A 25,851-nucleotide genomic window follows, 5' to 3' on the forward strand; every position below is an offset into this window, starting at 1 on the left:
ATACGAAGACCTTATCGCTAGAACGCCAATCTCGCGCCGAGTTGAAGCACTCGTCCAGAGATCTGAGTGCTTGTAATTGTGCCGGCAGATGGTGTTCCTATATTTGCGTTGGGGTTGGCGAAGACGGTGTGATTGAAAGCATTGAACGCATCCATGCGAACCTGAAGGTTGAGCGGCGAATCCTTCCGCAACGAAAAGTTCTTCCCAACAGAGAGATTTACTGTCGTGAACCGCGGACCGCGCAGGGAATTTCTGCGAGCATTGCCGAAAGTATATGCAGCTGGAATAGCAAAGGCGGAAGGATTGAACCACTGTTGAACCGTAGGATTATTCAGATGTGGATTCCCTACAACATTTGGAAACCAGTTTCCCCCCTGGGCGCCTGTCTGGTTGGCTGTACCCACAAGAGCTGTAAACGGCGTACCCGACTGAATGTTCACAACAGAAGAGAGCTGCCACCCACCGAATGGAATATCCCAGAGGCGGCTGCGGTTGAGCCACTGTTGCCCCGCTCCAAAAGGCAGCCGATAGACTGCATAACCTTTCAGCATGTGGGTGATGTCGTAGTTTGAAGGTCCGTAGTTCGCACCGGGATCGTAGGAACTCTGGTAGGCCTGCGTGCCTGCCTGCCCTCCCCAGCCGGAAGAGTCCTGATTGTCGAGCAACCTCGAATACGTGTAATTGACGTTGTAGGTCAATCCGTTGTGGAAACTCTTCTCAACGTAGGTTTGCAACGAATTGTAATTTGAGCTGGCGTTATAGTTGTCGCCGTTGATATTCAGGAACTGAGGATAGGGACGCCGAGCCTGAGCGTTTCCTGGGCCGAGCTGAGCCTGCGGCACTTGGTTGATATTGACGGGGAACGAGAGATGCGTCGCGTGGCTTCCGACGTAGGCTACCTGCCATACCAGGCCATCGGCCAGCAGCTTCTGAATACTCAGGGAGTATTGATCTACAATCGACACCGGAGTATCGACGGGATAGTAGTTAACCGATTGGCCGTTATAACCTCCGGGATTGCGAGTAGGAGCTGTGTAGTTCAATGTCGGATTCGTTGCCGAAAGGAGGACCACGGGATTGATTTGATTTGAATCCGACATGGAACCCGTGCTTCCGGCTCCAAGACTACGGCCGCCGGATCCGTAAAGGTCTCCGCTCCAAAGATAGGCATACCTGCCATACCCTGCGCGAACGACTATCGAGCGATTTGCTGCCCACGAGAATCCAACACGTGGAAGAAAGCTATTGACTCCGTTCTGGATCTTTGATCGTCCATTGTTACCAGCAAACCAGATCGCTCCGAGAGTATTTGTTACGGGATTCGTCAGCGCAGGGTCAAATAAGCCAAGACGATTCTGCGTCTCAGACCATCCTCCTTGATGCTGATAGCGAAGGCCAAGATTGAGCGTCAAGTGAGGAAAGGGCTTCCAATCATCCTGCAAGAAGACCTGTGGAATTTTGCTCCGGAGGTAGATGGTTGGCGTGTTCGTGGCACTCCACGATTGGGCCTGCCCGAGAAGGAAGTCTGCATAGCTTTGCCCGCTTCCACTGGCATAAGGGTTCTTTTGCGTATAGTAACCAGCAAAGGTAAAGTTGCCGGAAACGATGTTGCCCCAGGGGCTTGTATTCGATTGCAGCATGGGTAACGTTCCGCCAAACGTGAGAATATGCTTGCCCGAGACAAACGTAACGACATCGGAGGGTTCATACGAGTTCTGATTAATATGAGAGTTGGCTCCGCTACCGATGCTTGTGCCGCCAAATCCAGTTGATCCAGAGATTGTAATATTCGGGAAAATATCGGCCTTTGCGTAAGCAAGCCCAATCTTGCTTGGATAGCCCTGGTTGAGGTTGGGTGGCGAGAACTGGTTCCCCTGCCCTAGATATGCCATGCGGAACTCATTAACGACTCGTGGACTAAGAGTCCAGACATCCGTGAGTTGGGCCAAATAGAAGCGGCCGTTATTGTTTTGACAGTCCATCGGACAGTCCGGTGAAGGATTGAAACTGTCGTTCGTTGTCACGAACGTCGTTCCGGTTAGCCGGTTTTTCTCACTGATGTTGTAGTCAAAACGTCCGAAATATCGATTGTTGGGATTGATGCTTGTCAATGCGCCATGCCAGTTATTTGTCGTACCGGGAAGATTCGGCATCGGCATATAGGATTGAATCGCTACGGCAACCGGATCGAGGCGGCTCTTAGGAATCACGTTCCCAGCAAAAGCCTGACGCGTGCCCCCTGAATAGGTCGCAGGATCATAGATGGGAGTAAATACTGCGCTGGAGAAATCGCCATCCCGCATCTGCTGGGTTGGGTATGTCGCGTACCTGTAGGAAGTTGACGTATTGTGCGTCCGGTCGTAGTTGAAGTAGAAGAAGAGTTTATTCTTCAGAACGGGCCCACCAATCGATCCGCCCCAGTTATTGAAGCGAAGGTTGGGAACAGCTGAGGCGAAGTACGTAGTCGCGTTGAAGAAATCGTTCTGAACGTATTCGTAAACAGCTCCATGAAAGCTATTCGTCCCGCTCTTGGTAATCTGATTGAATATGGCTCCGCCGCTTCCGTATTGCGCACCGAAGTTCGATGTATCAATCTTTACCTCGGAGATGGTCTCTTGCACACCGGTGAAAGGATCGGCGCTTTGTGGATGCGTAATGGTCCCCCCGTCCGACAACCAGTTGCCTTGATAGCGCATATTTCCATTGACCGAGACCGAGGTTCCTGTCCCAGAAACACCAGGAAGAGTTTGCGTGAAGTTCGTCCAGCTCAATCCGACGTTAGGAAGCTCCGTCATGGTTTCTGCTTTGAGGGTGGCTGACTGCTCAGCGTTCTCCGTCTTGAGTTGCACTTCCTCCGCGTCTACGCTCACCGTTTCACTGTTGGCACCGATGACCAATGTCGCATTGAGAGTTATGGCGCCAGTGTCGAGAGTTATATCGGAGTTAACAACCTTCTTAAAACCTGGCTTGGAGAAGGTAACGGCATACGTACCTGGAAGGATCGAGACCGCGTCGTATAGTCCTGCGCCATTCGTCTCAAGACGCTTCGTTACGCCGGTTCGAATCTCATGAATAGTCACCTCCACCCCGATCACCGCGGCGCCTGTCGGATCAGTCACCGTACCTCGAATGTCACTGGTGGCCGAGTTCTGCCCGAACGTCGGGACAATATAGAGGAGCAGACAAACAAAAGCCATGATCAGACGCCTTGGTGCAAGGGCCAGCTGCCGATCTCGGCAACCAAATCGTAGACATAAATCGTGCATCCTCATATATCGTTACCCCTTCCTGTGTTAACCAACTAGCTAATCGCTCAACGAGCTGAAATGGATCTGAACCCCGGTCATAACACTGGAGGAGACCGTAACCGTGGAGTAGGTCTGTGCCCAGCGCCTCTGTTTATCAAGGCGATGGATGATCGACCAGGAGATTGTTATTAGCTTGTGAACGATTTTAGGGAGCACGATTATCGCAACGAAGGCTATTACGGTATTTCTTCTGGAGGGGTCGTTGGACAGATTCAAATGCCCGTCAAACTACTGATAACAATTGGCTTACAACATGCACTACGAGTCCCGACGTCATCAAAACTGACCGTATGATACGGTAATAGCCATCACCGAAAATTGAGAGATCCTCTATGGCGAACGTGGAACAGGCCACGGAAAAGTCATCAGTCCAGGAAGTGCCGACTCAAGCGGTTGCTGAGCAACTTGACCGGATGCTCGATGATCCTCTGTTTCGGAATGGAAAGCGCTATGCTCCTTTTCTCCGTTATGTGGTTGAGAAAACGCTGAGCGGTATGGGAGATCAACTCAAAGAGAGAACCCTCGGAATCGAAGTCTTCAAAAGACCAGCCGATTACGACTCCAACTCGGATCCAGTTGTCAGGGTGATCGCCGGTGAAGTTCGGAAACGCATAGCCCAGTATTATGTTCAGTCCGGACACCAGCACGAAATTCGGATCGAAATACCCCTTGGCACCTACATTCCGAACTTTCGGATGCCGGAACAGGAAGTTCCCCACACCAGAATCACAATGCCAGGAGCGCTAGTCGAACAGCCTATCCTTACAGGATCCGATCGGCCCTGGTGGAGGACAAAGCTGCTTTTCGGAGCAGTATCTCTTGTTTCAGCGACAGTTTCGGTTCTATGGTATGCGATAGGATCCACCAGCACTCCCCTTAAGAAGTTTTGGGCTCCCATCACTTCGGCCGAGGGGACGACGCTCGTTTGTGTATCTGTCCAAGACGACTACCCACCGAGTGCTCGGCCCGCAGCTTTAGCAAACGAGAAGCCTGAGCTTCTTTCATATCAAAAGGACCGTTGGGTAAATCGCCTCGGACTTGCTGACGCAACTGCGCTTGCTCAGATGGCTGGAGTGCTTTATTCGCGTGGTAAAGACTACCAAGTGGCGGGCGCCCAGTCTGTGGGATTGAACCAGTTGCGTCATGGTCCAGTAGTCTTGATTGGCGCCTTCAATAATGATTGGACGCTGCGCATGACGCGCGATCTGCGTTTTGGCTTTTCAAACGACCAAACGACTGGTCAACATTGGATCGTAGATAGAGTGAGACATAACCGACTCGATCTCGAGATCAACAGTAAAACTCCCTACAAAAACATCGTCGTCGACTATGGGTTGGTCAGCCGATTCAATGATCCCGTCTGTGGCTGTACTGTTGTGATCGCTGCCGGGCTGGGCGAGTATGGGACCATTGCGGCAGGAGAGTTCTTGAGCCATGACGAGTATTTCAAGCAAATTTTGGGACGTGCTCCTAGGCGGTGGGAAAAAATGAACATGGAGATTGTCATTGCGACCAAAGTGGTCAATGGCGACTCTGGCCCACCATATGTCGTGGATACCCATTTCTGGTAAATCTTTGAACGTGAGCGTTCCACAACCACTGGCTACAAAAAGATCTCGGTCCAACATCGACCGATCATAATTCGCATTCTGCGCCAAATATCTTTTCCTTGATCGTATCGCTATCGGCTAGCGTCAGCGAGCGTCCCCGCCGGCCCTAGCCACGCCGCCATTGGTTTCCAAGACGATAAATGAGCTTGTCACGGTTTGATAGCGGGCACCGCTATTAGCTCCCTGCTCACGGTTGTTTCGACGTCGAGATCCACCATTCTGTCCACGCGAAGAATGAATGTGCTTGGATCTTTCATCCCCCAATCGACGTAGGGCACAACAAAATGTGTCTGTACTGTGATTTCGTTCCCCCGTGGATGGAGATTAATACGCAGTTGGAGTGGATGGTCTGCACCATGGATACGAAAGATTCCTTCCGCTGTGACGACCTCATCGCTAGCCGCCATGGCTTCCCCAATGATACGTGTGGGACGAAAACTGATAACCGGGTAGCGATCGCTCTCCAAAACATTCTTGTGCATGCGCCCATCTCGGGCGGCGCTTCCACTCTCTCCACTAGCTGCATCCACTTCGATCAGTCCTTCGGCAGAGCCGTCATCGAGATTGAGGCTGACAACTCCTCGCGTAAGCTTGAACGTTCCATGGACCGTGTGAATAGGATCAGAAAGAGTCCAGTGGATTGAGGTCTTCTCCGGATGGAGAGTGACCGTCATTTTATGTAAGCTTTTATCCGCTGCGAGAGCGACTGAGACATGTAGAAAGGAGAATGCGAGACCAAGGAACAGATGCACAGTAGCATAGCGCAATTCTGTCTGAGATAGAGTTTCGCGAGTCTTATGTATGAGCATGGTTATCCTCATGATCTAACCGTGGTTGGTAAGGAGTCGCCATCCGAGTTGCGGTCCACGCCGAAGTGCAAAAGATGGAAGATTCTCTAGTCCCATGTGGACCGACAAGAGTTCCGGAAAGAACGGTGTATCAGAAGCTAATGCTCTCATTCCTCGCCTCTCCAAGGCCGGCCAGCGATCCATGGCAAGCATTAGTTTCGCCATGGAATCGGGACGTTTCCCAATTAGGTGATGTGCTTTGCGGTAGTCGCTCAGATCGCCTCGTTCGATTGAAGCGGCGAGTGCGATAGCCTGCCGGAAGGATAATGCCAATCCCTCTCCTGTGATCGAATCTGCAGAACCAGAAGCGTCGCCGATTAGAGCGACCGACTCATTCGCAACCCGTTTCAACTTTCTGGTTACTGAGACGGCGCCTCGTTTCGGAGTCACAATCTGTGCGCCCTTAAGTCTTAGTGCGACCTCGGGAAACCCACTAAGGAAGTCGTTGCCGCCTTTACCATTGCGCGTAATCAGCACTACACATACACAGTCATGAGCAATTGGTGTGATGTATACCTGCCCCATTAACCCCCAATGCACCTCTACGCACTCGCTCCAGGGGCCGACTTGGTAATGACGTCGAAAGCCGAAGCGCTGGCTGAAGGTCTTCTCCTCGCTAAGTCCTGCCCACCTGCGTATCCGCGACGTCGCGCCATCCGCTCCAATCAACCATCGGAAGTTCGTCTGTACCCCGTTTATCAATAACTCCCTACTGTTTTGCATGGTTGCACGGCTACTCCATGCCAGGATCACACCAACTTCACGTGCACGATCACTCATTCTCTGATGCAGACGCGTGCGACGAACTCCCATCCCGATTCCATTCGGGAAATATCCGTGAACTCGATGTGCACTGTTCGCGAATCGGATTCCTCTGAAGGGATATCCGTCCTCTTCGCTAATCTCAACACCCAGGGTCTTGAGCGATTGGATGGCATCGGGCATCAAACCTTCTCCACATCCTTTATCGATGGGTGGTTCGAGCGCTTCTACTACCATGCACTCGATGCCTTTCTCCCGCAACGCGATTGCAGCAGCCAGGCCAGCGGGACCACCGCCGATAATCACTACCTCAGCACTAACTTGCTTTTGAGACGGAACCCAAACCATAACTCAACTAAATCCTGACCAGATGTTTGGTGATGACAAGTCACATTAGAGAGACATCGCCCGGCGCCCGAGATTGAGGGCATCCACCCAGAAGACAGACGAAGAATGTACTGTCTCGATCACGCTACGTATCGACTCCACACAATATTTCAGTTGTGACTCAGTCACCGTCAGAGGTGGTGCAACCTTTAGCACCATGAAGTTGTTTCCGCAGATCTGAGCCAAAATATCTTTGTCGTTGAACATTCGCATTACCAAGACCTGCCCGAATAGGCCCGGATGGACGGCTTTGAATGCTTCAAAAGAAATTCTCATAGAAAGACTACGCGGGGCGCGGAACTCAATTCCCGTCAACATGCCTTCGCCGCGCACCTCTTTCACCATTTCATATGGGCCGAGTGCTGTACGCAGTTGGTCTCGAAATTCCATTCCGAGGCTATTCGCACGCTCAATCAATCCTTCATTCTGTAGGACCTCTACCGTAGCTATACCTGCGCACATAGCCAACGAATTTTCGCTGAAGGTAGAAGTATGAATGAATGCTCTCCGCAAGGAATGAAAGACCGATTTGTAGATCTCCTCCGTCATCAGCACGGAGGCGCACGGAACTAGGCCCCCACTGAGAGCTTTCGCCATGACAATCATGTCTGGCGCTACGCCATACCGTTGTCCTGCGAGGAACGTACCGGTGCGTCCCATTCCGGTCTGTACTTCATCCAGAACAAAGAGTGCCCCATGCTTCTGACAGAGTTTCTGAACCCCGGGGAGGTAATCCGCAGGCGGAAGAAGAATTCCCGCCTCGGCCTGAATAGGCTCGAGGATGACGGCGGCAATCTTCTTCGTCACGAGTAACTTCTCAATCGCCGAAAGATCTCCAAATGGTACCTCGTGAGTTCCGTCTAGCATCGGCCCGAAGCTCTCACGCCAGAAATCACTTCCCATCAGCGAAAGCGCTCCGCAAGTCAATCCGTGGAATGCACCGGCAGCGTATATGAGATCTGTCCTGCCAGTATGTGCGCGAGCGAACTTAATGACAGCTTCGATTCCTTCGCTTCCGGAACTACAGAAAAAAGCCTTGGAGACTTTCCCGCTCGCGTTCTCGCAAAGAATTCGAGCAAGCGCCCCAGCTTTTTCTACTACATTGCTTTGGAGCATAGCCGGGCTTTGGCTTTGCAGCTCAGCCACCAGCTCGGCGACGACGTGGGGATGATTGTGACCGACGTTGTGGACACAATACCCAGACAGGCAGTCGAGAATCGTTCGGCCATCTCTTGTGTAAAGCTCCGACCCGCTGCAATGTGTATATTGCACGTTCATCCCGAGCGCGTCCAATAGCTTAACCCAGATCGGATTAACGTGCTGCGCATAGGATCGCTGCTGTTCGGACTGCGAGAAGAGCTGTCTCCTGTCATAATTCGCGTAGGTGAGTGAAGATGCCATATGTATCCTCCAGAGGATGGTTCGGGCCGGATGAGTTTCGATGAGAATGGGTATTGAAACGCAACGTTTGTAGCCTCACGGATTTGTTCCAAAGAGTGCGCCAACGCCTGCTGTGACCGCCATGGCCAGCGCTCCCCAGAATGTGACACGTATGGCTCCGGCGCCAACGCTTGCGCCGCCAGCCTTTGCGGCGAGACTGCCCAGAAGCGCAAGAAAAAGCAGAGAGGTTCCAGCTACAAGAGGGACCAGAAGTGCATGCGATGCAATCGTCGCAACGATAAGAGGTAAGACCGCACCCGCGGCGAAGCTGGCAGCAGAGGACAACGCGGCCTGGATCGGACGGGCAATCAGAGCCTCGGATATTCCGAGTTCATCGCGCGCATGAGCCCCCAATGCATCATGGTCCATCAACTGCTGTGCAACACGTTCAGCGAGCAAAGGCTCAAGTCCACGGGAGACATATATCGATGCTAACTCTCTATGCTCTCCCTCATTGTCAGTTCCTAGTTCTTCGCGTTCGAGCTTAAGAGCAGCCTGTTCAGTGTCTGCCTGAGAATGTACTGAGACGTATTCGCCAGCGGCCATCGACATAGCGCCAGCCACTAATCCGGCGACTCCAGCAACCAGAGTGTTGCGACGGCTCCCATGCGCAGCTGCGACCCCAAGCACGAGACTTGCGGTGGAGAGTATCCCATCATTTGCGCCCAAAACCGCAGCTCGCAGCCACCCAATGCGTTCTGTGCGATGTTGCTCCATATGATGGACAGTCATGTTGTTCCCCCTGTGGCAAATGCGGTGGCGACTGGAAGACTATTTGTCGGCGCAATGGTTGAGGCTTCGCTTCCTGCGCTATGTTGACCTGCCGATGCACCGTCTTGGACCCAAGACATCGACCTAATTATGAAGTCCTGTTTGTCCATCATTCCGGCAGTCCCTTCACCCAATCGCAGAAGTGTTGAACTTCCCGCGAGGAGACTCCAGACATAGGGTGGAAAGGGCGGTAGTACCAGAGAGGCATCTTATCCTGACTCATCATGACGCATGCATCGTTCAAGCGTATCTTTGACATCTCCGGGCTCAGGCGGTCCCACTCGGAGAAATTGAGCCGCGCCGATCCTGTCTGTCGGTCAGCAGTCACGAACGAGGAGATGGGCCACACACCCGCATACCATGGATTTTCCGGATTGTTGGAATGGCAGGCATAACATGCACGATGGATTGTGGCTCGTACCTCCGCGTCGGGACGGAGTTGCGCCTCCATGCTCGCGCTTACGGGGCTATGAGGTTGGGGCGACGCCGATGTTGGGCCGGAGAACATACGCACAAAAGAGAAAATCAGGAGGACGATTCCCACGCCACCAACAATGAAAAAGGCTTTTTTCACGAATTCATCCTCACTTCAGTTACCCGCGGGAGGTACTTTGGACATGTGTGCTCTCTCCGTATCGAGCGGAAGCGAGATATATTGCTGTGGCAGAGCGCCCGTGAGCGATTTAAGAAAGGCAACGACAAACGCCACATCTTTGTCGGTGAGGTTCTTGCCGCACTGGTTTTCGCCCATGAGTCTGACAGCATCGTCTAGGGAAGCGACCTTGCCATCGTGGAAGTATGGACCTGTCTTTTCGATATTTCTGAGGGTCGGCACCTTGAAGACAAGCCGATCGCGATCAAGAGTTGTAACTTGATACCGGCCAGGATCATGTTGATCGGGCCACGGGTGTGTGTAACCCACTTTTTGGAAGGAGTTGCCTCCTAGCCCCTGCCCCGCATGGCAGGATGCACATCCGGTCTTCAGAAAAACTTGTAATCCGATCTTTTCTGTTGCACTAAGGGCGTTCTCGTCTCCCAGGAGGTAGCCGTCCCATCGTGCTGGAGTCCTCAGACCGCCTTCAAAGGCAGCGACTGCGTCTGCAAAATGGTCAAAGGTGACGGGCTCGGTAGATCCGGGAAATGCAGCCTTAAATGGATCAGTGTAGCCGGGAAGGGTTTTTATTCGCGCGACTACCGCATCGCCACTCGGCATTCCCATCTCCACGGGGTTCAAGATCGGGCCTTTTGCCTGTGCAGCGAGATTGGCGGCCCGTCCGTCCCAGAACTGAACGAAATTGAGTGCTGCGTTGTATACAGTCGGTGCATTGCGTCCGCCTAGCCGTCCATCGTGACCGGTCGACAGTCTGTGCCCGTCAACTCCGTAGGCATTAAGGAGATGGCAGGAGTTGCACGAGGTATTGTTGCCTGCAGAGAGCCTCTCGTCGTAGTAAAGTTTCCGGCCCAGGTCGATGAGGGCCTGCGACGAAGGCAGGCCGGGAGCAGGCACCGCAAGCGGAGTGAATTGACGGCGCAGGGCGGTCGGCGAAATATCAGCATCCGGGTTGGGATCGAAGGCTCTCATGCTACATCCTGTGGTCAAAAGCAGGAAGCCAAGTCCCAATCCCATCACAATCGATTGATTCATCCCGATCCCTCGCAGGCAGCCACAAAACACATCTGAAAGCAGAGAGGCAACCAGGGGGCCATTCAGGTATGGCCGAAAATATGGAAGAAATGGTTAGGGGAGTCGCATCGAAAGCAACTCAGTTCAAAGATTCAAACTTTAAGTACGAATCTTTGAACTGAAGCGGCATATAAGGCCTCTATCGCCATTGGGGCGTGGCACTCGGCGTGCTATACGATCCAGATAGTAATTCTGTAATTCGCAGGTCAATCAAGAGCGTGTGTGTCCAATGCCTCATCGTCTTTCACTTACCGCTACCATCGTCAACCGCTCGGTTATCGGAACCGTATATCTTGCCGTACTTCTCATTTTTTTCGGAGCACAGATTGTTTTCACTACTTTCATGGCCCTACCTCCGCTATCTGTCTTTTTTCTGGTTGCGCTTGGAAGTAGCCTTCGGCTCATAGAAATTGTTTACGCCAAACATCTGACTGGCCGAGACGGATCGACTGGCATATGGTTGGCAGTCCCCTCGATTATCTGGGCATTGGTGCTGGCGCTTCTGCTCGCCATGCTAACCCGGCAGGCTGATACGCATTATTTCGGAATGCTGATCTTGCCGATCCTTGAGGCGGCAATCTATTTTTCACTTGTAGCAACATTGGTCGTCGCTACCGCGGCGTCAATGATCTCCCTCTTTTGGGTCGCATATGTAGCGGGCTTTCGCTCTCCGTTCGAGGGAGGCGAAATACTGGAGGCTAGCACCCTGGTGCTGGTGTACTTCATCGTAGGTTGCCTGGTATGGCTGCTCGTGCATATGCTGCGTGATCGCGAAGAGCAACTCCGTCAGAAACTAGGCGACCTGGAAACAACGCGAAGTAAACTCATCGAAGAAGAGAAATTGGCGGCAATGGGACGCCTGGCCAGCGCCGTCGCTCACGAAATCAGAAATCCTGTCGCCATCATCGCCAGCTCCCTTGAGATAGCGGCATCAAAGGCGTTTGCCTCGGATGAGCGAGAAGAAATGTCGCATATAGCCGCTCTCGAAGCGAAACGGCTGGAAAAACTCACAACAGATTTTCTCTCATATGCGCGACCTGGAGGAGCTCCATTCCAACCTCTCGATGCAACAATCCTCATTGGCTATATCGTTTCGATTGTTCAACCACAGATCCTCCAAAAGGGACTGCAAATCAGTGTAGCGATGTGCAGCAGATGCGCTATCGACGGTGATGAGAGCCAGTTACAACAGGCGCTCCTAAACCTAATGCGCAACGCCATTGAAGCTTCGCCGCAGAACGGTCGCATCCTTGTTAGCGTCGACCAGCCTTCGGAGGTGGATTTACGGATCAGGATCGAAAATGGGGGGCCTGCGCTTCCCCAGCGCATCGCACGGCATATGTTTGAACCGTTCTTTACCGCAAAAGAAGGTGGCACAGGGCTAGGTCTTGCGATTGCCAGAAGCATTATCGATAGGCATCACGGTGAACTCTACTTGGCTCGAAATGAGGAGAATCATATCGTTTTTGCGATCTCTCTTCCGCTGGTAAAGAAGAACGCAATAAGAGAAGCGCAACCCGCGGTGGAGTTCTAACGATGGCAAGAGTCCTTATTGTCGAAGACGAACCGAATATGCGGAAGGTCCTTTCCACCAACCTTCGTCAGGACGGTCATTCTCTGGTGGAAGCTTCCACTGTGAAAGAAGGGCTACAGGCGGTATACGGCAACGATTTCGATGTTGCCCTGTTGGACCAGAAATTGCCCGACGGAGAAGGCTCCGAGGTGCTGCAAGCTATCCAGCAGGCCGAGCCTTCTACTGCAGTCGTTGTCTTGACCGCTTTTGGTACCGTCGAACTTGCAGTAGAGGCAATGCGTAACGGCGTGTTTGACTTCTTAACCAAGCCTTTCTCAGCGGACAATCTGCGCGCAGTCGTTCGGCGTGCTGCTGAACGGGCGGTGCTAAGTCGTGAAAATGATCTGTTGCGCAACACCGTAGACAGACTTGAGGGGCAATCGGAGATACGTGGCAGCAGTGTGGCAATTGTGAAATTGCGAGAGCTGATTTCGCGGGTCGGCCCAACTGACGCGACAGTGCTGATTACCGGGGAGACCGGAACCGGCAAAGAGCTGGTGGCACGAGCTATTCACAAGAGCAGTGATCGCTCGACGAAACCGCTCATCAGCGTCAATTGCGCCGCCTTCTCCGACACGCTGCTCGAAAGTGAACTGTTTGGCCATGAGCGAGGAGCTTTTACAGGAGCAGATAAGACACGCTACGGCCTTTTTGAAGCCGCTCACCAGGGAACGCTGTTTCTGGACGAGGCTGGAGAGATGTCCGCTGCTGCACAGGCCAAGCTCCTGCGCGTTCTCGCGGAGGGAAAGATTACGCGTGTTGGCTCCACAGCAGCACGCGACGTCGACGTCCGTGTCCTGGTCGCTACGCATCGCGATCTTAGAAAGGAAGTTGTCAATGGAACCTTTCGCCAGGATCTTTACTATCGGCTTGCTATCGTGCCTATTGAGGTACCTCCTCTCCGCCACCGAACCGCAGATATCCCTGAGATAGCAGGGCATCTCCTTCGCCAGATAGCAAGCGATTTGAAGACCACGACTCGGACTCTTCATCCAGATGCAATGCAGCAATTAAGGTCCTACAGCTTCCCCGGAAATGTGCGAGAGTTACGCAATCTGCTCGAGCGTGCCTGCATATTAGCAAGCGGCCCGGAGTTACTCTGGATCGACTTGCCGGAGGTAGTTCAGAGCACAGACGCAAGTCCTGGCCTGCCCATCTTCAACGGCACATCGCTGCCTGAAGAGTTCCATCTTCGGAGTGCATTGGCCTCCTGGGAACGAGGCATTATTGAACAGACACTCACGAAGACGAATGGATCAAAGACGGAGGCGGCTCGTAGGCTGGGCATCTCAAAAAGCGATCTGAGCTATAAGCTATCGAAGTACGGCCTGTGATCCTGATTATTAAGCGTCTCCCCTAAGCTTTAATGCGCGACATTAAGTGCCAATTTGGCAGCATAGTGCCTGTTGCTGCGTTTGGATCCGTTCAAAAATTTGAACACGAATTTGAATTGTTACCCCTTCTTTAGCCTTCCTCGTTGTCATTGTCCATTGTTTCGCGGTCTTTTCGCATAATTCGGTCTGGCCCTTGACATGCCTTATGGATTGCAGCGTATGAAGCAACCGGCCGTATCGACATCCCACATTCATCTCACAGCCGTTAGGATGATTGTTCTATCGTTGTGCTTTACTTCCGCCTCCGCTCAGGGACCACAGTTCCAAGACCTATCTCTCCGCGATGCGATCCAATCGGCCTTGAACAAAAGGGCCGAGCTGCGGGCCGCCGCGCAGACTCAGGAATCCGCCATCCAGCTGCGTCGGCAGGCCCGCTTTATTCCGAACCCTCGGCTCTTTTATCAATCTGAGAATCTGCGCCCCGGTGTCGATTTCCTGCAAGGTGTCGATACCTATGCCTACGCCAGTGAGGTGCTGGAAGTGTCCGGGCGGCGGGGTACTCGTATCGCAGCAGCCGATAGCGCTGTTCATCGCGCTCAGCTTACCTTGGAACAACAACGGCGGATCATCGAGCTTCGCGTAGCCCAGGCCTACTGGGAAGCGCTGCGGCTGCAATACCTGCGAACGCTGGCGGATCAGAGCGTCGGATTCTATCGCGAGATCCTCGACTATCACCAGAAGCGGTTCAACGAAGGCAAGATTGCCGCGGTCGATCTGCTTCGCGTACGGCTGGAGGAGGCGCGGGCCGAGGCGAGCGCCGACTCCAGCAGACTCGCCGAGGCTCAGGCAAAGCAGAGACTGGCCCGCGAGATGGGCTTAATCATTACGAACAACTGGAGGCTTACCGAATCCTTCGATGTGCTCAATTCACCAAAGGAGCCTGTTTCTACAAACGATCCACAGGATGAGCGTATCGAAGTGAGCCTAGCCAGACAGGCAATCGATGCAGCCCGCGCCAACCTGATGACACAAAAAGCCCAAGGTAGGCCAGATATCGACGCGCTCTTTGGGTACAAACGTACGGCGGGTTTCGACACAATGATTGCTGGCTTTCAATTGAACCTGCCAGTCTTTGACCGCAATCAAGGGGCAGCATCCGCCGCACGATTCGACGTCGAAGCCAGTCAGTCTATGCTTGCCGCAGCGCGGCAGCAGAGCGCGAGCGATCTGGCTCTTGCGCGAATGTCCTACGATACGTGGCGGCGTCAGGTCTCGGAGCGCTACCGTCCGCTGCTGGATCAGGCCGTCGACATTGCGAATATCTCGCGGGCAGCCTACCGCGAGGGAGGCACGGACCTGCTCCGCCTGCTGGACTCGGAGCGACTGCGTGTGGACACGCAGAGTGCCTGGGTGGAAGCGCTGGGCAACTATCACCAGAGCGTCCTTTCTCTGGAATACGCCGAGGGTCTTGAGCCATGAACATGGAAACCGGTTTGGAACGAAGACAGATGAGATTGCGAGTCGAACGACAGAGACCTTTACGCTCTTCCAACGCGATGCTGACGCTCGCGACGCTGGTCGTCATGACAGGCTTTGCAAGCGGTTGCCGCAGCTCGGCTCCAGCTGGAGCCAATGCGCAGCCGAATGCATCGAGCGAGCCTGCCGCATCGAAGAGCGCATCGGACGGCGCGGAGATTGTTCTGCCCGCCGCAGAGCAGCGAGGGGTTATCACCACGACGACGCTCGCCGTCCAACAAGAGCCGTCGCTGCTGCAGTTCGCGGGAAGGATCGTGCTGCCCGACAACGAGAGCTGGCACGTCGGCGTGCTGACGACAGGCCGCATCGAGCGCGTCTACGCCAACCTGGGCAACTACGTGCACAAAGGTGAGGTGCTGGCGCGCATGCACAGCCACGATGTGCACGAAGCGCGGGCCGCATATGCCATGGCTCTTGCAGAAAGGAACCGTTTACAGTCAGCGGAGTCTCTCGCGCAGGTGAACTACGATCGCATGCAGCGCCTCTATGCTCTCCGCGCGGCATCAGTCGAGCAGACGGAGCAGGCACGTCAAGAGCTGGTTAATGCCAAAACCTCTCTTGCAAACGGGATAACCGACGTAGTTCGCAGCAAAACGCATCTGGAAGAGAATCTTGGTATCCCCGCAGACCTGCCTGCAAATGAAAATAGTGAGATCGCAGAGCTGATTCCGATCATCGCGCCTGCGAGCGGATATGTTCTCCAAAAAAACGCAACACCCGGTACGACCGTAGCGCCCGCCACCGACATCTTCGTCCTCGGGGACACACGGCATCTATGGATGCTCGCCTCTGTTGGACAGGAACTCCTTGGTCAACTCAAGGTTGGGCAAAGCGCATGGGTCACGCTTCCCGGAGTTCCCGGACAACGGTTTACCGGACGAATCAGCAACCTCGGGCAAGAGTTCGATCCGACTACGCGGCGTCTTCAGGTCCGCATCGATCTTGAGCATCCTGGCACCATTCTGCGTCCTGAGATGCTGGCAACCGCGGAGATAGCCGTCGGTGAGACACATCCGCTCATCGTCGTCCCCCCTGAGGCTGTGCAGCAGGTCAACGGACAGGATGTCGTCTTTGTGCGCAAGTCCTCTGACCGCTTCACGCTCCGGCCGGTACGCGTCGGCAACTCGGTTAACGGCAAGGTCGTCATCGCTGAGGGAGTTCATCCTGGCGAGGAAATCGTTACTCAGGGCAGCTTCTTACTCAAGTCCCAGTTCCTTAAAGCTTCCATGCAGGGAGATTGATACGTCGTGTTCGGTAAGATTCTCACGTTTGCTCTGAGTCATCGCTGGGGAGTGCTGCTTGGAGTTGTGGCACTGATTGCAGCCGGCGGATGGGCGGTTAACACCATCCCCGTCGATGCATTTCCAGACCTGACCAACAACCAGGTGGTCATCGTCACCGATGCTCCGTCGATGCCTCCCTCGGAGGTCGAACAGCTTGTCACCTATCCGATTGAACGCACGTTGATGGGAATGCCCAACCAGTTGGAGGTGCGTTCGCTCTCCAAACTGGGCCTCTCCATGGTGACGGTGGTCTTCGACGACGGCGTTCCCACTTACTTTGCGCGCCAGCTGGTCAACGAGCGCCTGCAACAGGTGACAACCTCTCTGCCCGCAGGCATTCAACCCATATTGAGTCCGCCATCTACCGCCTTCGGAGAGCTGTACCAGTACACGCTGAAAGGGGGCGGGCTCACTCCCATGGAGCTGAAGGATGTGCAGGAGTGGCAGATCAAGCCATGGCTGCGGACCGTTCCGGGAGTCAGCGACGTGAATACCTGGGGCGGCGAGACAAGGCAATATCAGATCAGGGTCGATCCGGCCCTTCTCCAGCAGTACGGTCTGACGCTCAAGGACGTTGCCACGCGGGTCGCCGAAAACAACACCAACTTTGGGGGCGGCTACATCGAGCATGCGTATGAACAGTACACGCTGCGCGGTCTGGGACGGACGTCCACTGTCGCCGACATCGGCAATATCGTCTTGCTCGCCAATCAAGGCGCGCCGGTGATGCTGCACGATGTCGCCGAGGTGAAGATCGGTCCGGCACCGCGCCAGGGAGCTGTGCTGCGCAACGGCGAATCCATCTCCGGCATGGTCATCATGTTGAAGGGCGAGAACGGCAAACAGGTCATCGAACAGGTGAAGCAGAAGATCGCCGGCCTGCATCTTCTTGCCGGAATCACGCTCGAGCCCTTCTACGATCAATCGACCGTAATCGACGGGACCATTCACACCGTCGAGCACAATCTCTTTGAGGGCTTCATCCTCGTCACGGTGGTTCTGCTGCTCTTTCTCGGCAGCTTTCGCGCGGCACTGGTGACAGCCTCGATCATTCCGCTTTCGCTGCTCTTCAGCTTCCTGGGGATGAAGCTCTTCGGCATCAGCGCAAACCTGATGAGCCTGGGCGCGATCGACTTCGGCATGATCGTCGACGGTGCCGTCGTCATGATCGAGAACTCCGTGCATCGCATGCACGAACACGGGCACGAAGAAGATGGCATGACCTCCATATTAACGTCCGGCTTGGAAGTAGCCCGCCCCATGGCGTTCGGCGTCGGCATTATCATAGCCGTCTATCTCCCGATCCTCTTTCTGCAGGGATTGGAAGGCCGCATGTTCCGGCCGATGGCGATTACGGTCTGCACGGCGCTGCTAGGTTCGCTGCTGCTCGCTCTTACGGTAATCCCTGTGCTCAGCTCGTTTGTCTTCCGCAAAGGCCTTCGCCGCAAGAAGAACGAGACCAACACACATCATTGGATGGATCGACTGAGCCAGCGTTACACCACAGGCCTGTCCTGGGTGATTCGTCATCGCATTGCCGTCATCACCGCAATGGCTCTCGTCATGATAGGCTCGCTGGCCTCTCTGGCGTTTATCGGCACCGAGTTCATGCCGCGTCTCGATGAAGGGTCCATCCTGGTTGAGACGCGCAAGCTTCCCGGCATCTCGCTCACGGACTCCATCGAGATCTCAAAGCGCGTCGAGAAAGCGTTGCGCGCCTTCCCGGAGATCCAAGACGTCACCACCAAGATCGGCCGCCCGGACTTTGCCACCGAGGCCATGGGGATCAACGAAGGCGATGTGTATGTTGCTCTGACCCCCACTAGGCAGTGGACGCGGTTCCACACAAAGGAAGAGCTGATCGATGCCATGGATAAAGCTCTGGCAAAGATTCCCGGCATTAGCTACGACTTTACCCAGCCGATGGCCATGCGGCTGGACGAGACCGTCTCTGGAGTGAAGGCCGATCTGGCTATCAAGATCTTTGGCGATGACTTCCAGCAACTCGATTCGCTGGCGCAGCAGGTATTACGCCAGGTAAACACCATACAAGGAGCGGCAGACGCCCAGATGGAGATCAACTCCGGCGTAGCCGAGCTGAGTGTCCAGATCCGCAGAGATGCGCTCGCACGATACGGTTTGAACGTATCTGATGTACAGCAAGCTGTAGAAGCTGGCGCTTCGGGAGCTATTGCCTCCGAAGTGATCGAAGGCCAACGGCGCTACACCATCGCGCTTCGTCTACCCGATCGATATCGAACCGATGCACAATCCATGAGTGAGATTCCGCTGCACGCTCCAGGAGGAGAAACAGTGACCCTGGGGCAGATTGCAGACGTCCTCGTGTCGCGTGGCGCAGAGAAGATCAACCGCGAACAGGGACAGAGGCGTATCGTCGTCATGTCAAATGTACGAGGCCGCGATCTTGGCAGCTTCGTCGAAGAGGTCCAGCAAAAGGTCGGTCGCAACGTGCAGTTGCCCGCTGGCTACACAATCACTTACGGAGGTCAGTTCGAAAACCAGCAGCGAGCCATGCAGCGGCTTTTGCTGGTCATCCCACTGGCGCTCGGAATCGTCTGCGGCCTTCTCTATATGACCTTCCACTCCTTCAAACAGGCCCTCCTGATTCTGATCAACGTGCCGTTTGCACTTGTAGGCGGCATTGCCGCTTTATGGATATTTCATCTCAACCTCAATCTCTCGGCATCAGTTGGCTTTATCGCGCTCTTAGGGGTCGCGGTGCTAAACGGCGTCGTACTAGTCAGTTCCATCAACCAATTGCGGGACGCTGGTGAATCTATGGATATCGCCGTCCTTCATGGGGCACAACGGCGTCTACGGCCAGTGCTGATGACGGCACTCGTAGCAAGCCTGGGATTCATCCCCATGGCCATTTCGACTTCAACGGGAGCCGAAGTACAACGCCCGCTCGCAACAGTCGTTATCGGCGGACTAGTTAGTTCCACGCTGCTTACCCTATTCCTACTCCCAACCATCTATGAGTGGTTCGACGAACATTGACACCTCCTCTGGTCGCCTTGTTGCAGGCAATGCACTCTTATCGAAAATGCTGTCTGGGCTTTGCACTGTCTTTATAAGAATTGAGTGCAGAAACGCCAGCGTTCACAGAGCGAGTAGTGGTCAGTGTGTAAGCTTGGGATTGCGGTTGCGATCCCTCTACTTGCCGGTTGACGGTGAAGATCGCCACGTGGCCGCTTGTCATTCGAGTTGCCGCGCGTCGTTCAGGCACAGTCCAGATGCCGCACCACAGCAGACTTGTGACGCTATCAACTTTCGGTCATCGAGATTGCGTTGGTCATTTGACTATACTTTCCGTACGAAGGGAACGCATGAACAGACGCGGCTTCATTACCGGAACGGCTGGAATGTTGGCGTTCGGCGGTGGTGTGGGCACCCTGGGTTGGCGCGCAGCAACGGGATCGATGGGCGAATATAACACCCATGTTGCGACGCTGCGTGCGCAGTTGCCGCATGACCCGACGCTGCGCGATCTTATCCGCTATGCGGTGCTCGCTCCTAGCGGACACAATACTCAACCCTGGCGATTCGCTGTCGACGAGCACGCCATCGTGATTTCGCCGGATCTGTCCCGCGCGACCCCCGTTGTAGACCCCAACGACCACCACATGTTTGTCAGCATGGGCTGCGCTGCGGAGACCTTGCGGATTGCCGCTGAAAGCACGGGGCGGCCGGGGGAGATCGAGCCCGAAGAAGAGGGCTCCGTCCATTACACGTTTGCGGAGGGCGCACCACGACTCAGTCCATTGTTTGCCGCCATTCCACGGCGTCAGTCCACGCGCGCCGACTTCGATGGACGCCGTGTCTCGGTCGTCGACCTCATGACGTTGGAGCGAGAGGCTAAGATGCCGGGCGTTGCCCTCGTGCTCGTCACCGAGCGGCCGGGCATCGACCGCATTCGCGATCTCGTGATTGCAGGAAACGGCGCGCAGATGGCCGATCCTGCCTTTATGGCGGAGTTGAAGCATTGGCTGCGCTTCAATCCGAGACTTGCCATGAAAATGGGAGACGGGCTTTTCGCAGCAGCAAGCGGCAATCCGATTCTCCCCGACCAGCTTGGGCGCGGCGCCTTCGACCTGTTTTTCAGAGCCACAGCGGAGAATCGAAAATATGGCCATCAGATCGACACGGCTTCCGGAATCGCTGTGTTCTTCGGCGACCGAGAGGATCGGGCGCATTGGGTTGCAGTGGGCCGTGCCTGCCAGCGTTTTGCCCTTGCGGCGACGAGCCTTGGCCTGCGCACCTCATTCGTTAACCAACCGGTGGAGGTTGCGCGCCTCCGCCCAGAGTTGGCTGCGCTCGTTGGCGCCTCCGGCAAGCGGCCCGACCTGGTGATGCGGTTCGGATACGGACCGGACCTTCCTTTTTCGTCACGCAGACCAGTTGATGCCGTGTTGAGCTGATTGCCGGGAACCACCGGAATCTGGAACCACTCCATGAACTCCCCTGAGGTTGTATTCCGTCTTCGGCGGAATGATCGGATACTCGCGGCGCCGAATCAATCCCCCTCGAGTTCCCGGAGTTCCTTTGGTCAGGATTCGATCGTTTATGTGTAAGCAGGTTCTGCGCAGCGCCTCCGGCTTGGCCGATCCCACCTTCCGACTTCCTCCGAAAGGTTGCACGACACGGTAGCAACTATATCCACATTGAGCTAACGAGGTTCAACCACTACGACGTAACATTTCTAACCCTCATATTCGAGATAAACGAAGTTGCCTGCTTGATATACCGGGTTTCGGAGGATAGTCCCAATCGTGTTCGGCAAGCTTGAGGTCACGAGGTGACTTTCCCATCCAATTGGTTTTCCTTCCGCGGACCTTCAAAATTCCGTCTGCATCAATCTCGATATAGGCCCACAGAGGATCCTGATAGTAAGCCATGTGCTTCATCAGTGGATGCGATTTTAGAGTTGCAGCGGCGAATGAGTCGTTATTTACCCCTTCGCCGCACCACTGATACGTAGCGCTATTGATTTGAATATAGTGAATTCCATTGATGAGGTTGTAGTAGTCATTATGAAAGTGTCCCGAGAATACAGCGACAACTTTGCCGTTTCCTTCCCTGCTATGTGTGTTTTCCAGCAAGATACGGACCGACTCTCGATTGCGAACGGCTGAATTGTCGAAGCCCTGGTGGCAGAAGACGATCGTGGGTAGTTTCGTGCTGGACAGATCCCCTCTCAGCCACTCCAGTTGCCTGCTATCGATCCCGGCTGGATATCGCTCGTCAGGGTTCCTCGGATCGGGGTCGTTTCCATCCAGGACAACGAAGTGAAAGCCATTTTGGTCGAAGCTGTAGTACCGGCCTGGCATCTTCCAGAAGTCGACCACTTGTTCTCGCGTGCATCTCTGATCCATCTCATGGTTCCCGATCACGTGGTGCTTCGTGCCTGGGAAGCCATTCCATATATCGACAATGTTCCTGTTCTTTTCGACAGGACAGCAGAAATCCCCGAGATCCAGAATGAAGTCTGGTTTTAGCTCATTCATCTCCCGGACGAAGGCTTCCAATCTCCGGGGTGCATCAAACGTAAAATCGTGATGCAGGTCCGCGATAACACCAAATCGAATTGCGGAGTATGCCTGCTCGGGCATCGATACCAAAGCAGCTGCGTTTGTCGATACTGCGCCGGGGGCTGCCACACCAAGTGCGGCGTTTCGAAGAAAATCTCTTCTGTTCAAAATCTTCTCCACTTCGAAATCGTCGAACTAAGAATCAGTCCGCTAAAGTCTTCACAAGAACGTGCTGCAGTATCCGCCCTGGTGAAATTCCAAGGCGGATGCTACAGGTATCTTCCTGGCGTGTCTTACGATCAGAACCTGATCTTGAGTGCCAGTGACAAGGTGCGGGGATCAGTAGCACCGGTTACCTGGCCGAATGCCGAAGAACTGGTATTGGTCGTCACACCTGTGTAGGAAAGATGATTCGGAACATTGAAGAGCTCCGCACGCAGACTCGCTGAAAAGCTACCTTCAAAGGTGTAGGATTTTTGAACGGCAACGTCCCAGCTAGAAAAGAGCGGCAACTGAGCGGCATAAGCGCTCAGATTGCCGAAGCCTCCTGATACCGGCGTCGTGAATGCATTAGGATTCAGCCATTGCTTTCGGTCGTCATGCAGGTATAGGTTGTTCAGAACGCGATCGGGTCTCTGAGAGCCGGCTGTTCCAGTGCCCGCCACATCGTTGCTCATCGTGATATTGATTGGAAGACCGCTCTGGATCTTGTCGACTCCCGAGATCTGCCATCCGCCTAGCATTTTTTGATACCAGTTTCTTCCATGAACCCAGAAGGGGAGAGGATAGACATAGCTGGCGACAAAGATCTGGCCACGGTTGTAAGAGGACGGCCCGTAATCGTTCATGACGTTATAGCTATCCTGCGGCGTGTAGTTGAAGGAGTTGGCATCCGTCAATCCTCTGGACCAGGTATAGGCCAGATTGAGGGTACCGCTGTGAGCAAATCTCTTGCGTAACTGCGCCTGAAGCGAGTTGTAATTGAAGATGGCGCCAGTCGTGTACTCGTAGATATTGGTGTATCCGCGATAAGGACGAAGCGCATTCACGTTGACGTTTTTATTCGCGGGCGCGGTGAGTGTTCCCGCTGGCAACTGGTTGATGTCGGGCATGTATTGAAGGCGGCTGGCGCTCGAACCTACATAACTCAGATAGAGCACAGTAGAATCGCCCAGCGCTTGTTGAATGCCGAAGCTGTAGTTCATCGTGCGCGGGACGCTTACGTCCAGACGATGAGAGGCATTGATCGCTCCGGGAAAGCTCTGCAAGGCTCCTCCCGTAGGATTATCCACATTTCCGTAATAGAGAAGGGGTTGTTGAACAAAAGGAGGATTCGCTACCGAAGCGATAAAGGTATTTCCTTGAACCCGCTCATAGAAGATGCCGTATCCGCCCTTCAATACGGTCTTGCCATCGCCATAGAGGTCATAGGCCAACCCAAGCCGTGGCTCCCAGGTATTCCATGGAGTATCCGCTATTCCTCGAGAGAGTCCTTTGAACAAAGCTGTGACGGCAGGGTTGGTCGCCCCCTGAATATAAGGGATGGCCGACTGAGGAAAGCCCGTTCCGGGAAGAACCAATCCATTGTATATGTTGCCGCTTCCCGCGATGATGGCCCCGGTTGACTTGTTGATCTGCACGGCTTGCGAGGGATCATAATACTCCGGCAGAAAAACCGAGGTGTTGTTCCAGAGGCTGTACTGGGGCTGCATGTAAGCCCAGCGAAGACCGAGATTCAACGTGAGCCTGCGGGTCACGCGCCAGTCGTCCTGTACGTAGGGTTCTATCTGCGTGAAACGGAAGCGCCCCTGTTGCACTCCACTGGCCTCTGTGTAGGAGTAGAAGTTTCCGATGAGAGCATCGGCTACTGAATTGCCCGTCGTAGCGGTCGGCCCTGAAGGGCGCGAGGTTGTGTTGAAGGTGAAGGACCCGTTCACGACCGGCACGTTGTTCTGATTCTTGTGGTTCATGTAGTAGTCGATACCGACCTTTAGCGTGTGATTGGAGAGAACGGCTGTGAGGTCATCCCGGAAATCATAGACGCCAATGGATCCGCGATACACGACCGGTGTCGAATAGAGTGTGTTGAATCCCGACAAATAGAGATTCGGGATGACGTTAATTTGTGCGGCATAAGGAAAGATGGTCGGATAGGTGACTCCCTGCCCTGTGCGCGTATCGTCGTTCACGAAGAGCGGATTCGGGGCGTAGTGCCGAGTGTTGTCCACGGTATCGCCCGAATAGCTGATCTGCGCGACGTTGACCAGCCTTGAGGTCGGAGCAAAGGTCCACTGGAGGCTGATACTCTTGCCAGGCATAGACCGCTCGTAGGTATTGACGGCCGTCTGGTTCAGAGTCGTCAGCAAATTGTCGCCATAGTAGTGGAACATCAGCTGATTTTTGCTGTTGAGGTTGTAATCGATCCGCACGAGATACTCATCCATATTGATCGGAGCGACAGTATTGAAGATAAAGTTGCTTCCGGTCTGGCTTGCCAACCGCGGTAAAGGATGCGGATAGTTCTGTAAAAGCCGCGACGAACTGGAGTTCCAGCGCGACTTCGGAACGATGCCCCCGGGAAAGACCTTGCCGGTAAGCGGATCCTTCGGCCATGAGGTTTCCTTCAATGAGGAAAAATCACCGTTGCGGTAGGCGTCCAGAGGCACGGTCCATGTGTTCGTACTGCCCTGCAGCTGCCGGCGATAATCCACACCGAAGAAGAAGAAGAGCTTCCCGTCGTTTTTGTGGAACAGTCCTGGGATAACGACGGGACCGGATATATTGCCGCCGAAAGAGTTGTACCGCAGCTCCGGTTTTGCGATGGAGTTGTAGGCGTAAGCCTGAATCGCATCGTTGCGGAAGTACTCGTAGACGGTCCCATGGAACTGTTTCGCTCCTGATTTAACGGCTACGTTAATCACACCACCTGAATTGCCGCCATACTCCGCACTGTAATTCGCAGTCATGACACGCATCTGGCCGATAGCGTCGGGGTTGATGCTGACCAGAGCGCTACCGCCCGAGCCGGTGTCCACGTTGGTGGCGCCATCGAGATACCATGCATTGGTCCCTGGGCGCTGTCCGTTGATCGATATCGCACCAATGCTTCCCCCGTAGTTGTTGTAAAGGGCGAAGCCGCTGTTATAGGTTGTCGAAATTCCCGGAAGCATCTCCAGCAGCTGGACGTAATTTCTTCCATTGAGCTCAATCTCGCTAGCCTCCTCACCCGTAATGAGGTGGCTAACCTGCCCGTTTGTTGTATCCACCTTGAGCGCACTGTCTGTCACCGTAACAACCACGTTGTCATCGCCGACAGAAAGCGGAATATCGAAGTGAGCGTTCTGCCCAATTGTGACTTCGATGTTCGATGCCTGATACTTCTTGAACCCAGGGGCTGATACCAACAGTCGATACAGGCCTACTGGCATGCCCGGAAACAGATACTCTCCATGATCATTGGTCGAGGTGGAACGAGTGAAGCTGGTGTTCTGGTTAATCGCGGTAACCGCAACATGGGGCATTGCTGCTCCTGACGAATCCAGAACTGTGCCTGAGATGTATTGATCTCTCGATGACTGCGCCTTTAGCAATGCAGCCGAGCAGATCAAGATAATTAATGCGGCGATGCGTTTCACCGGGATATCCCTTTCAAAGTGCTTGTGCTTGGTAATGAGTTGGTGCGGTTGGGATCAGTGTGTCGAGAAGGGAAACCGCAATCCAGTCAAGGCCCGGCAGTAACAATGTGACGTCACCGAACTGATAC

16 protein-coding genes are annotated in these 25,851 nt (G+C 54.2%); 7 read left to right on the forward strand and 9 right to left on the reverse strand.

Annotated features, from left to right (window positions below; translation table 11 throughout):
- Window positions 1-17: 17 nt before the first annotated feature.
- Window positions 18-3,197: a TonB-dependent receptor gene (locus tag KFE13_RS07795; RefSeq protein WP_260706601.1), complete on the reverse strand. Its 3,180-nt coding sequence runs from the start codon at window positions 3,195-3,197 to the stop codon at window positions 18-20.
- A gap of 443 nt (window positions 3,198-3,640) precedes the next feature.
- Between KFE13_RS07795 and KFE13_RS07800 the strand changes: the two genes are divergently transcribed.
- On the forward strand, window positions 3,641-4,879 hold the full coding sequence (locus tag KFE13_RS07800; RefSeq protein ID WP_260706602.1) for a hypothetical protein: 1,239 nt from the start codon (window positions 3,641-3,643) through the stop codon (window positions 4,877-4,879).
- Between the two features lie 188 nt (window positions 4,880-5,067).
- Here KFE13_RS07800 and KFE13_RS07805 read toward each other — a convergent pair whose 3' ends face one another.
- From KFE13_RS07805 to KFE13_RS07830, 6 genes are all read right to left on the reverse strand, one after another.
- Window positions 5,068-5,727, reverse strand: a complete 660-nt coding sequence (locus tag KFE13_RS07805; RefSeq protein WP_260706603.1) for a YceI family protein — start codon at window positions 5,725-5,727, stop codon at window positions 5,068-5,070.
- Between the two features lie 15 nt (window positions 5,728-5,742).
- Window positions 5,743-6,876: an NAD(P)/FAD-dependent oxidoreductase gene (locus KFE13_RS07810; protein WP_260706604.1), complete on the reverse strand. Its 1,134-nt coding sequence runs from the start codon at window positions 6,874-6,876 to the stop codon at window positions 5,743-5,745.
- Window positions 6,877-6,921: 45 nt separating this feature from the next.
- Entirely contained in the window at window positions 6,922-8,316 is a 1,395-nt protein-coding gene (locus KFE13_RS07815; protein ID WP_260706605.1) for an aspartate aminotransferase family protein, read from the reverse strand.
- A gap of 75 nt (window positions 8,317-8,391) precedes the next feature.
- Window positions 8,392-9,087 carry a VIT1/CCC1 transporter family protein gene (locus KFE13_RS07820; RefSeq protein ID WP_260706606.1) on the reverse strand — a complete coding sequence of 232 codons (696 nt, stop codon included), beginning with the start codon at window positions 9,085-9,087 and terminating at the stop codon, window positions 8,392-8,394.
- 148 nt (window positions 9,088-9,235) lie between these two features.
- On the reverse strand, window positions 9,236-9,700 hold the full coding sequence (locus tag KFE13_RS07825) for a heme-binding domain-containing protein (protein WP_260706607.1): 465 nt from the start codon (window positions 9,698-9,700) through the stop codon (window positions 9,236-9,238).
- 15 nt (window positions 9,701-9,715) lie between these two features.
- The gene (locus KFE13_RS07830; RefSeq protein WP_260706608.1) at window positions 9,716-10,708 is read right to left on the reverse strand and encodes a cytochrome-c peroxidase; all 993 of its coding nucleotides are present in this window, start codon (window positions 10,706-10,708) and stop codon (window positions 9,716-9,718) included.
- 331 nt (window positions 10,709-11,039) lie between these two features.
- On the opposite strand from KFE13_RS07830, the gene KFE13_RS07835 reads away from it, so the two are divergent.
- The 6 genes from KFE13_RS07835 to KFE13_RS07860 all read left to right on the forward strand — a co-directional run bounded on the left by KFE13_RS07835 (window position 11,040) and on the right by KFE13_RS07860 (window position 20,978).
- The gene (locus tag KFE13_RS07835) at window positions 11,040-12,344 is read left to right on the forward strand and encodes a sensor histidine kinase (RefSeq protein WP_260706609.1); all 1,305 of its coding nucleotides are present in this window, start codon (window positions 11,040-11,042) and stop codon (window positions 12,342-12,344) included.
- A 2-nt stretch (window positions 12,345-12,346) separates the two neighbouring features.
- Window positions 12,347-13,717 (forward strand): sigma-54-dependent transcriptional regulator, encoded by a 1,371-nt coding sequence (locus KFE13_RS07840; protein ID WP_260706610.1) that lies wholly within the window; start codon window positions 12,347-12,349, stop codon window positions 13,715-13,717.
- Window positions 13,718-13,936: 219 nt separating this feature from the next.
- A complete protein-coding gene (locus KFE13_RS07845; protein WP_260706611.1) occupies window positions 13,937-15,196 on the forward strand; it encodes a TolC family protein in 1,260 nt (419 codons plus the stop codon).
- A 29-nt stretch (window positions 15,197-15,225) separates the two neighbouring features.
- Window positions 15,226-16,494 carry an efflux RND transporter periplasmic adaptor subunit gene (locus KFE13_RS07850; protein ID WP_260706612.1) on the forward strand — a complete coding sequence of 423 codons (1,269 nt, stop codon included), beginning with the start codon at window positions 15,226-15,228 and terminating at the stop codon, window positions 16,492-16,494.
- A gap of 6 nt (window positions 16,495-16,500) precedes the next feature.
- Window positions 16,501-19,557, forward strand: coding sequence for an efflux RND transporter permease subunit (locus KFE13_RS07855; RefSeq protein ID WP_260706613.1), 3,057 nt, complete (start codon window positions 16,501-16,503; stop codon window positions 19,555-19,557).
- 329 nt (window positions 19,558-19,886) lie between these two features.
- A complete protein-coding gene (locus KFE13_RS07860) occupies window positions 19,887-20,978 on the forward strand; it encodes an Acg family FMN-binding oxidoreductase (protein WP_260706614.1) in 1,092 nt (363 codons plus the stop codon).
- Between the two features lie 288 nt (window positions 20,979-21,266).
- Here the strand turns inward: KFE13_RS07860 and KFE13_RS07865 are convergent, their stop codons facing one another.
- Window positions 21,267-22,256, reverse strand: coding sequence for a metallophosphoesterase family protein (locus tag KFE13_RS07865; RefSeq protein WP_260706615.1), 990 nt, complete (start codon window positions 22,254-22,256; stop codon window positions 21,267-21,269).
- Between the two features lie 131 nt (window positions 22,257-22,387).
- Window positions 22,388-25,609, reverse strand: coding sequence for a TonB-dependent receptor (locus tag KFE13_RS07870; RefSeq protein WP_260706616.1), 3,222 nt, complete (start codon window positions 25,607-25,609; stop codon window positions 22,388-22,390).
- Between the last annotated feature and the right edge of the window lie 242 nt (window positions 25,610-25,851).

This window comes from Edaphobacter flagellatus, assembly GCF_025264665.1.
GTDB lineage: Bacteria > Acidobacteriota > Terriglobia > Terriglobales > Acidobacteriaceae > Edaphobacter > Edaphobacter flagellatus.